The following is a 9627-nucleotide window of genomic DNA, read 5'->3' on the forward strand; positions in this document are numbered from 1 at the left end:
TCAACAACTGCGGCCTTATGATTTATCTATGTTCAGACTTGCCCGCTCGAACTGTAGTCGGCCCATTCTTCGCCATCACACATCAAACGCCGACTTAAAATTACTCACTTCATACTGATCAGTTACGAATTCACTGTCGCCGGCATAAATGATCCAGCCCCTGTGATCCGAGTTAGATAATTTCTGAAAATAATGAACACCCTTTGCGAAACTAGCATCAAAAGTTTGAGCTGATTTGATCTCAATCGGGATTACCTGATTTCCATCGGGATAGAGTAAATCAACCTCACGTCCATTATGGTCTCGGAAGAAATATAGACTCGGATCATGCCCCCTGTGGGTCCTGGATTTCAGCGCTTCAAGCACCACTAAATTCTCAAATAATCCTCCCACTAAAGGATCTCGCTCTAATTCTACATTGTTACACGTTGTATTTCATCGAATATAACTGGAGCGGGAAAACGGGCTAAAAAAGCTTTTGGATCCCTTTGCGCAAGTTCCCGCCACTCGGGGTTCTCTAAGTTTACATAAACATGCTCAGGAAATTCCGAGCGCACTAGAGTTGTCTTCCCCGATTGCCGAGGCCCAATCACCGTGACTACGGGATACTCAGAAGCACTCAACAACAGTTCATCTGTTAATGTCCTTCGTATTATTTTAGACATTATTAAACTCTGACTTTAATTTTGTCTAAGGTAAAGCGCAAATAGGAAGAAGAGTTAGATTTCATAGGTAGAAAATGTAGGGGCTTCACTTGTGACGCCCGCCGAGCCTAAGAGCCGGACCACTGCCAAATTTAAGTTAATTCAGTGCGAATCAACGCAGCAAGATGAATGGGCTTGTATATCTTATGGGTGAAAGTAGTAAAAAACCACACAATGAGATTAACAGCGATAATACTATTTCCTTCACTGGCTATCGTTTCTTCATTAAATGCGGGCGTTGCTTTGGCAACTGCAATCGAAGATGCGTATGTTTTGGCCGCGGATCCAAATACGGTTTTTAATGATGAGCAGCTGCTGGTGAAACGTGAGCGAAACAATGGTAGTGTCAGTCGTAAGATATGGATCAAATTTGACCTATCGGAATTCACTCTTGCAGCGGACACTGGTGCGACTTTGAACCTAAAAATATCAGATCCAGTCTATGATCCCTCGAGCCCGAGCAGTCACTCTGTGAATGTATACGCGCTGAACGCAAATTTCACTGCGAGTGAAGGGGAATTGGGAAGGGACTGGTCAGATGAGCTGCTGACTTTCAACAACGCTCCAGGTAATGACAGCAGTTACACTTCAACTGATTCAAGCGATACAAGCTTTCTTGGATCATTTACCACGCAATCTAGCGGCCCCACGTCTAATGTCGGAACGATTTACTCCTTTGAATTTAGCAATTTGAGCACGTATACGAATTCGGGTGATTCTACCATTACCTTGATCCTGACGACCAGTTCACCCGGAGATTCCAACCTGAAATTCGCATCGAGTGAAAACATCCAGATCGCAGAAGCACTGAATAACGACGGTGATCCTAACAATGATATACCAGCGGTCACTGGGCCAGAGTTACAATTTTCAGTGGTGCCAGAACCTGCCCACGCAACCTTGCTGTTAGGCTTAGCAGCAGGCTGGCTTGTCAGTCGTCGAAAACTTGGCGGAGTGGGCCCCCGATTATAAGCAAAGCGGCCGATTTCTGTCAGAAAGATTTCGCATGCTCCAGAAAATTCAGCCTTGAACCCTTGCAGAGTTATTTCAGCGTAGCGCGTTTCCCTGTGACGCACTATTCGCAGGGCCTTTTGCTCCACTTACATGGCTCTCCCTTTCTCCAGAAAAAAAAGCTCCCTCCGCCTGATGAAGGCGGGGATTAGTCGCTTGGTGGATACCATCGAAGCGATGAAGGAGAGCGTTGCGGGCGCTGACGAAGAAGAAGAAGAAATCGAATACGAGTGGGTGGAGTATGAGGTTGACGACAACCATGTGCTGGAAGACGACGAAGTCCTCGCTGAAGATCTGGTAGATTCTGACGAAATTGACGAAGACGGAGCTGACCAAACCTTCGAAGAAGATGAGGACGATGCCTTGCCTGACACCATCGTCAGCGAAGCGGAAAAGGAACAAGCGGTCATGGCGGCCGAAGCGGCTGAACTGGCCACATGGCGCACGGAGCTCGACGCACTACTCAAAGACCGCGAAGAACGCAGCGCATATTTTAAAACCTACCTAAGCGATAGCGAAGCTCGCTTTCAGCGCATGCTCGCAAACACCCGTGCCCAACTGGCTGGCGAAGATCCACGCTCGCGTGAAATCGCCGAAGAAGCGGCTAAAGTGGCTGCCGAGGACGCCTTAGCCGCCGAAGCCGCACCTGAGCCGGAACCGATCGTACAACCGGTTGATCTTTCCGAATACCAGGTGCCGACCATTGAACTCTTGGACAAGCCGAATATTAGCTCGGTCACTTTGGTCACACCGGAAGCGCTGGAAGCTCAGAAAAATGCGCTACAAGATGCGATTGATAGCTTCGCTGTCGATGCTCACGTCTATGACGCCCTAATTGGCCCGCGCATTACTCAATTCCGCGTGCAACCTGGTATGGGCGTGCGGGTTGAGTCGATCGTCGCCCTACAAAAGAATATCGCACTGGCTCTAGCCACCACCAATATCCGCATGCAAGCCCCGATCCCGGGCGAACCTTTTGTTGGTATCGAAATTGGTAATAGCAATTCTGTGCCGATTGCCCTGCGCACCCTGCTACAGTCCAAGGCCTGGCGTGATTGTGACTACGAGATTCCGCTGGTCATGGGCCTCGATATCCAAGGCAAGCCAATCATTACCGACCTAGCCAAAGCTCCCCACTTGTTAATCGCAGGTGCCACAGGTAGTGGTAAATCGGTCTGTATGAGCACGCTGATCCTCAGTATGCTCTATAAATTCAAACCGGATGAGCTGGAACTGGTCTTGATCGACCCTAAGCGGGTGGAATTTGGCCTCTTCCGCCAAGTGCCGCACCTGATCCACTCCGTCGTGGCCGATGCCAAGCCCGCCGTGCAAGTGCTCAAGTGGGTGGTGGCCGAAATGGAACGCCGCTACGAAGTGCTGGCCGAAAAGCAGGTGCGTAATATTGCCGGTTATAATGAAAAAGCCGCAGCCGAAGGCTTTAAGAAGATGCCCTTTACCGTCGTGATTATCGACGAGTTGGCCGACCTGATGATGACTTCCAAGGGTGATGCCGAAGGCGCACTGGCTCGGATCGCTCAGCTCTCACGCGCCGTCGGCATCCATACCATCGTGGCCACCCAGCGCCCAAGTGTGAACGTCATTACGGGTATTATTAAAGCCAATTTCCCCACACGTATCGCTTTCCAAGTCTCCTCCAATGTGGACTCGCGCACCATTCTGGACTGCAAGGGCGCCGAAAGCCTCTTAGGTCGTGGTGACTTCCTCTTCAATCCGCCGGGCATTGCGCGGCTGATTCGTATCCAAAGCCCGATGGTGGAAGATCATGAAATCATTCAAGTGGTGGAGCACATTTCGGGTCAACGCCTGCCGGAATTCCGCGTCGACCTCAGCACGGTCGCCCCGGTTGATCAAGGCGGCACCCAAATGGGCATCGAAAGTATCGAGGGCGAAGACGACGAAGCGCTCCTAAAGAAAGCCATGCTCACCGTGGCCGAAAGCCAAAAGGCCAGCACCAGCTTCCTACAACGTCGCCTGCGTATCGGCTACAACCGCGCCGCGCTCCTAATGGAAGAGCTGGAAGACCGCATGCATGTCGGCCCACAAAATGGCTCCACGCCGCGTGAGGTCTTTATCACCCCTGAGGAGGTCGAATGGTGCAAGAAATAGAAACCTGCGAGGATTTGGTGGCGCAAATTGATGAGCTTGGCGTCGAGGCGACCGTGCGGGCGCATCGCAAGCCGCCCTTGCTCACGCGTATCTTGCGCGACCTCTACGATCTCTATCACGATCAAGACCGCTACCTCAGCTTTCTCGCGCACTATCCACTGATTCCCTCCGATCTGGCTGAGCAGATCGCCAGCAGCTTGGATCCAGAGAAGGTCGACATCGCGATTGGCTTGGCCGGCAATCCGCGGTGTCCGCAGCAATCACTGCAACGCCTGACCCAACACCCACAAGTCGCCGTCCGCCACGCCCTCGCCGCGAACCCCAACCTCACGCCTAAGGAATTTCAAACGCTGGTCACCGACGAAAACGAGTTCGTCCGCGCCACACTCGCGCAAAACTCGGCTCTGCCCAATCCTTTGCAATTCTTACTGGCGGACGACGCTTCCAGCGCTGTACGCATCGCTCTGAGTGAACGTAAAAACCTCGATACCGATGTGGCCGTGCACCTTGCCAATAGCGACGACAGCCTAGTCAGCGCTGCCACCATCCTCAACTTCTCATCCGACGAAGAACTACTCCAGCTCTGGGCCGATCAAAATAAACAACACCAACAATTGCTCCTGCTACGACGTAATAAAGCGCTACCAGCACCCGTTAGCGCAGCCTTACGCACCTCGCCCCACGCATTCGTATCTCGCACCGCGCTCAAAGGCAGCGAACTATCCGGCCCCGAAATGCTCTATCTCGCCGAATCAGAAGATACCCGGGATCGCATCTTTCTCGCAGAACAAGCGGACCTACCAGCCAGCATTCAACGCCTGCTTGCACAAGACACTTCGCCGCGCGTGCGCCGTCGCTTAGCTGGCAACCACGCCATCCATGAGGCGATCGCACTCCATATCGCTGCCTCCAACGATCTCAACGCGATACGCACTCTGGCGAAAAACCGCGCGACCAGCGATGCCACCCTCAGCGAGCTCTGCCAACACCCCGACGACGACATTGCCCTGCTGGTTGCTTATCGCGATGACTTGGCCAGCGATCACTACGATCTGCTCATCAACCATCGAGAGTCACTGGCCGTAGCCGAGCACCTCGCCTATCAAGAAATCAACTACGATCGTTTCAGCGAAAAAGTCGCACAACAACTCGCCATACACCCCGCACCCAGTGTGCGGGCCTTCGTGGCTCGTTCGGCTCAACTCAACGAAGCACTCAAAAATACACTCAGCAAGGACCCCAGCCCGCAAGTTCGCCGTCAACTCGCCAGTAACCCCAGCCTAAGTGAACACCTACTGCGCAGCCTTTTCAACGACTCGGACCGCAAAGTAGTTTTTGCCGCCGAAGAAAACTTTGCCCAGCGCATCCGCAAGCAACAACGCGAACAAACACAAACAGACGCCCCACAACCTGAGCTTAAGCCCGAACAAACAACTTCCAAAGCAGAGCGCCCACGTAAAGGAGCCCTCTTTAATAAAATCGCCAATTTCTTTAACGACTAATTTCAACCAATCAAATTATGGCTAAAAAACCACAAAAGCTCATCCCCTTGACGATGACAGAGATCATTCTCCGCGGCGACGCTGAAACGATCCGCCAGGCACTCGAAGCCCGCATCCAGATTGATACACTGCTGGAAGAACGCGAGGCCGCCTACCAACGCATCGCCGAACTCGAAACTCAAGTCTGCGAAATCGTCGGCGAAGACGGCGTCTTCCCATTCCCAGAGCCACCCATGCCCGTCGCCACCTTTACTGCATCCGCTTCGCCCGTAAAGAAAAAGGCGGCTCCCAAGCCAGCGCCTGTCGTGAAAAAGGAAGAGGAAGCTCCAAAGCCTGCAGACGACGCAGCTAAGTCTGACACATCCGACAAATCCGACGACGCAGCCAGCGCCAAGGAAGACGAGTCAAAGACCGACGACGCGTAAGCGTTCGCCTGCATGTCGGCCTCTCCCGAAGAGCTCATCGCCATCAACAGCCTCCTGATACAACGGGAAGCTGAGCTTGCGCGTGTGCACATCACAGAGAGCCGCATCAACGAACTGCTAGGCGAAAACTACCCCTTCGAAGCCCCCAGCGTCACCTTGCCCTCAAGTATCAAGAAAAAGGCCGCCAAGCCCAAGAAGAGCAAAGCCAAGCAAGTCGCATTCAAACCTCGCCGCCTCAATCCAGATGAGGTCGCCTACCAGATCACTTGGACAGAAAAAGGCCAAACCAGCGAACAAAACGCCACCGACCTAAAGCACCTCAACAGCCTGCTACACGAGCCACTCCCCGGCATGAAACTGCTCAAAGTCCAAACCATAGATATTGACGGAGCCCCAGTAGAAACACTCTACGACGCGACTTTCTAGTATTGGTTAAGCTAGGGGCGCGACTTGTCACGCCCGCCGATTTACAGGCACAGATCCTACGCAGTCACGACAAGCCAGAAAAGAACGAGCCGTACAAAGACATCCCCCACACTAAACCTTATCCTGCAGCCCGCTCCCAGCTAGTTTCGCCCGGCCCTGGATACGCTCCAGCACTTCTCCGATCAAATACAACGAGCCCGTCAACACCACTGTGTCGCCCGGCTCTCCAATGGCACAACGCCCCGGAGTAGGGAAAAGGGCCGTAAGGTCCGTTTCCACCGCATCGCGCTCAAGACAGCTCTTTAAAAAAGCAGTAGGCGTCGCCCGTTCTTGTTGAGCTGCCACCAAATACAATTCATCCGCATAACGGCCGACCACTGACATTAAACTGCGGGCACGATCTTCGCCCAATGTCCCAGCGATCATAATCGGTTCGCGCCCCTCAGCCTTGACCAACTTAGCCAAGTTTTCCTCCAGCGCAGCCACGCCTTCAGGGTTATGTGAGGCATCTAGGATCAATTGCCGCCCATCCACCTCGAGCACCTGCCAGCGCCCCGCCCAATCTACATGCGAGAGCGCCTGCGTCGATTGTAGCGGAAACTGTTCCGCCAGGATCTCCGTCGCATAGACCGCCAAGGCCGCATTCCAACGCTGAAAACTGCCCGCAAGATTGGTAAAGGGCAGGGTAGATCCCTCCGGGAAACGATCCGTCAATGCATAAAACGGACAACCACGCTCTTCAGCCACCTGACGAACGACAGCTTCCGCCTCCGCAGGTAATTTGCCCATCAACACCGGCTTGCCGGCCTTAATAATGCCCGCCTTTTCACCCGCAATCGCCGCCAGCGTATCGCCCAACATTTCTGTATGGTCCAAGCTGATCGTTGTGATAATCGACAGTGCAGGATCCACCACATTTGTAGCGTCCAAACGACCACCGAGGCCCGTCTCAATGATCCCAATGTCCACAGCTTCCGTCGCAAAACGCTGAAAAGCCATCGCCGCCACAAATTCAAAAAAAGTCGGATGTAGCTCCGGGTCATCCCGCCCCAGTTCCGCAGCGATCGGCTTTAACTGCTCCGTATAGCGCACAATTTCAGCCTCCGAAAGAATCTGCCGATTCACCTGCGCCCGCTCGCCCAAATGCACCAAGTGCGGCGAACTAAAAAAACCCGTGCGATAACCATTATCCCGATAAAGCGCCTCCAGCATCGCACACACCGAGCCCTTACCATTGGTCCCCGCAACATGAATCACCGGGAATTGCCGCTCCGGGTGGCCCAGCGCCTCCACCAAAAGCCGCATCCGATCAATTCCATACTTAGAACCACGATTCTTCAGCGCATAGAGATAGTCGAGGGTGTTGGTGTATTGAGACATAAAACGTAGGAGCGCGACTTGTCACGCCCGCGTCTAAAAGCTGCTGTTGCTCGGCGGGCGTGACTAATCACGCCCCGACAAACCCTACGCCGACTTCTTAGAGCCGTAGAGCGCCTTAATTAAATTAATCATACGGTCGCGCATTTCACCACGAGGAATGATCAAATCGACCAAACCATGCTCAAGTAAAAACTCAGATGTTTGAAAGCCAGCCGGCAAATCCTGCTGCGTGGTTTCCTTGATCACACGCGGACCCGCAAAGCCGATCAACGCTTCGGGTTCCGCGATAATCACATCCCCCAACGATGCGTAACTAGCCATCACACCCGCCATCGTCGGATTCGTCAAAATTGAGAAATAAGGAAGTCCCGCCTCACTTAACTTCGCAAGCGCAGCACTGGTCTTTGCCAATTGCATTAAACTTAAAATCCCCTCCTGCATACGAGCGCCCCCCGAAGCGGAAACGATAATGACAGGACACTTCTTTTCCACGCCACGCTCAATCGCACGCGTGATTTTCTCACCCGCTGCCGAACCCAAGCTAGCCGCCATAAAGCGGAAATCCATCACCGCGATACTCACCGGCATGCCCCCCATTGTGCCCATGCCAGAAATGACCGTATCCGTCTCCTTGGTCTTATCCTGATTCTGTTTCAACTTTTCAGGATACGAAGAAGTCGCGTTAAATTCCAAAGGATCCAGCGAATGCACCCCCATGTCCATCTCTTCGAAAGTCCCCTCATCCAGCATAGAAGCGATACGATCACGTGCTTTAAGTGGGAAGTGGTAGCCACTGCTTGGCACCACCATCAAATTTTCCTTCAATACACGGTTGTAAATGATCTCGCCCGTCTTCGGGCATTTCGTCCAAAGATCCTTAGGGATGTCCTTTTTCTTAACGGTGACGGTCGAGTACTGAGGTTTTCCAAAGAGTGCCATAAGAGAAGTAGGAGTTAAAAATTAAGAATTAAGAGTTAGTAAATAGACTATCCGTGTCCGAGAGTCGCGACTTTGATTGAATCAACACCTGCCCCGCGAAGGACGGCGGCACAAGCATTAAGCGTCGACCCCGTAGTGAACACGTCATCGATCAGAATATATGTTTGATTCGGAATTACAACCGCATCGGTTACCAAAGCAAAGGCATTTTTTACATTTTGGTGACGGTCACTCCGACTCAGGCGCGTTTGCGTCTGAGTATAGAGCCTTCGGAGCAACATATTTTGCACCTCAAGCGCCTCCGTCGCCTGCCACAAAGCCTCCGCAATCACACGACTCTGATTAAAGCCCCGCTCCCGTTCTTTCGTAGCGTGCAAGGGCACTGGGACCAAGATCGCCCCCTTAAAGTAGTCCCGATAGTAAGGCGCGGACGCGATCATCGTCTGCACATCCTGCAGCACATAAAAACCAGACTTATATTTAAGTTCATGAATCAGTGAGCGCGCCGGCCCCTTCGCCAAAAACAAAGTCTTCCCCTGTTCAAACAGCGGGTTCAACTCCACACAATGCGGACAAGTCCGTGGCCCCGCCAGCATGCCAAAGAAAGGGTAGCCACAAGTCGTGCAAGTCGGCGGCTTAGAGAGAAAGAGCTCCCGGCTACAATCCCGGCAAAGAAACTGATAGTCCGAATCCTCCACCGCATCGCCACAATGCACACAACTACGCGGAAAAAACACATCCAGCATCTGCCGCCCTAAGGGAAACCGTGACATATCCCCAATCTAAGCAAAACCCTCTCATCGTCAAGCTCTCCATGAACGGTGTCCAAGTAATCCGGCTCAAAATGCAGCGTAGATTTGCCTGAGCGACTGCAGGGCTTGGCTGATGAAGCTGCCGACTCTGAGGTGATGTCGCAGCCAACGTATAAATTTCAGTGTCAGCTGAGAGCGTCTGCGTGGATTGCTAAAGAGCAGCGGGGAGTACGGCCTGTTCTGTTGCTTACATTCCTGCCGGGCCCGGGTATCGCGTTTTTCACAGCGGCGGATTTCTTTGTGATTGATGATAGCGTGCTTACCTGTGATGTCGCATTCCAGCATCACCATTAGATTGTGA

At 52.7% G+C, this 9627-nt stretch carries 11 protein-coding genes; 5 read left to right on the plus strand and 6 right to left on the minus strand.

From position 1 onward, the window contains the following. Positions 1–75: 75 nt before the first annotated feature. Positions 76–393, minus strand: a complete 318-nt coding sequence (locus QEH52_RS06910; protein WP_345785451.1) for a DUF4143 domain-containing protein — start codon at positions 391–393, stop codon at positions 76–78. Between the two features lie 20 nt (positions 394–413). After that, on the minus strand, positions 414–665 hold the full coding sequence (locus tag QEH52_RS20525; protein ID WP_345785452.1) for an AAA family ATPase: 252 nt from the start codon (positions 663–665) through the stop codon (positions 414–416). 189 nt (positions 666–854) lie between these two features. Here QEH52_RS20525 and QEH52_RS06915 point away from each other — a divergent pair, with 189 nt between their 5' ends. The 5 genes from QEH52_RS06915 (at position 855) to QEH52_RS06935 (ending at position 6195) form a co-directional block, all read left to right on the plus strand. After that, the gene (locus QEH52_RS06915; protein WP_308949367.1) at positions 855–1676 is read left to right on the plus strand and encodes a DNRLRE domain-containing protein; all 822 of its coding nucleotides are present in this window, start codon (positions 855–857) and stop codon (positions 1674–1676) included. A gap of 132 nt (positions 1677–1808) precedes the next feature. Beyond that, complete coding sequence (locus tag QEH52_RS06920) at positions 1809–3842, plus strand: DNA translocase FtsK (RefSeq protein WP_308949368.1); 2034 nt, start codon at positions 1809–1811, stop codon at positions 3840–3842. After that, positions 3827–5344, plus strand: a complete 1518-nt coding sequence (locus tag QEH52_RS06925; RefSeq protein ID WP_308949369.1) for a hypothetical protein — start codon at positions 3827–3829, stop codon at positions 5342–5344. Before QEH52_RS06920 ends, QEH52_RS06925 begins: the two co-directional genes overlap by 16 nt. A 17-nt stretch (positions 5345–5361) precedes the next feature. Continuing rightward, on the plus strand, positions 5362–5769 hold the full coding sequence (locus tag QEH52_RS06930; RefSeq protein ID WP_308949370.1) for a hypothetical protein: 408 nt from the start codon (positions 5362–5364) through the stop codon (positions 5767–5769). Between the two features lie 12 nt (positions 5770–5781). Then, positions 5782–6195, plus strand: coding sequence for a hypothetical protein (locus QEH52_RS06935; RefSeq protein ID WP_308949371.1), 414 nt, complete (start codon positions 5782–5784; stop codon positions 6193–6195). Positions 6196–6306: 111 nt separating this feature from the next. On the opposite strand, the gene QEH52_RS06940 is transcribed toward QEH52_RS06935, so the two are convergent. The 4 genes from QEH52_RS06940 to QEH52_RS06955 all read right to left on the minus strand — a co-directional run. After that, positions 6307–7575 carry a bifunctional folylpolyglutamate synthase/dihydrofolate synthase gene (locus QEH52_RS06940; RefSeq protein WP_308949372.1) on the minus strand — a complete coding sequence of 423 codons (1269 nt, stop codon included), beginning with the start codon at positions 7573–7575 and terminating at the stop codon, positions 6307–6309. A gap of 84 nt (positions 7576–7659) precedes the next feature. Then, entirely contained in the window at positions 7660–8514 is an 855-nt protein-coding gene (accD, locus tag QEH52_RS06945) for an acetyl-CoA carboxylase, carboxyltransferase subunit beta (protein WP_308949373.1), read from the minus strand. Between the two features lie 47 nt (positions 8515–8561). Next, positions 8562–9287 (minus strand): double zinc ribbon domain-containing protein, encoded by a 726-nt coding sequence (locus tag QEH52_RS06950; RefSeq protein ID WP_308949374.1) that lies wholly within the window; start codon positions 9285–9287, stop codon positions 8562–8564. A gap of 66 nt (positions 9288–9353) precedes the next feature. After that, a partial coding sequence (locus QEH52_RS06955) for a hypothetical protein (protein WP_308949375.1) occupies positions 9354–9627 on the minus strand: 274 nt, incomplete at its 5' end.

Source organism: Thalassobacterium maritimum (genome assembly GCF_031127805.1).
GTDB classification, from domain to species: Bacteria; Verrucomicrobiota; Verrucomicrobiia; order Opitutales; family Coraliomargaritaceae; genus Thalassobacterium; species Thalassobacterium maritimum.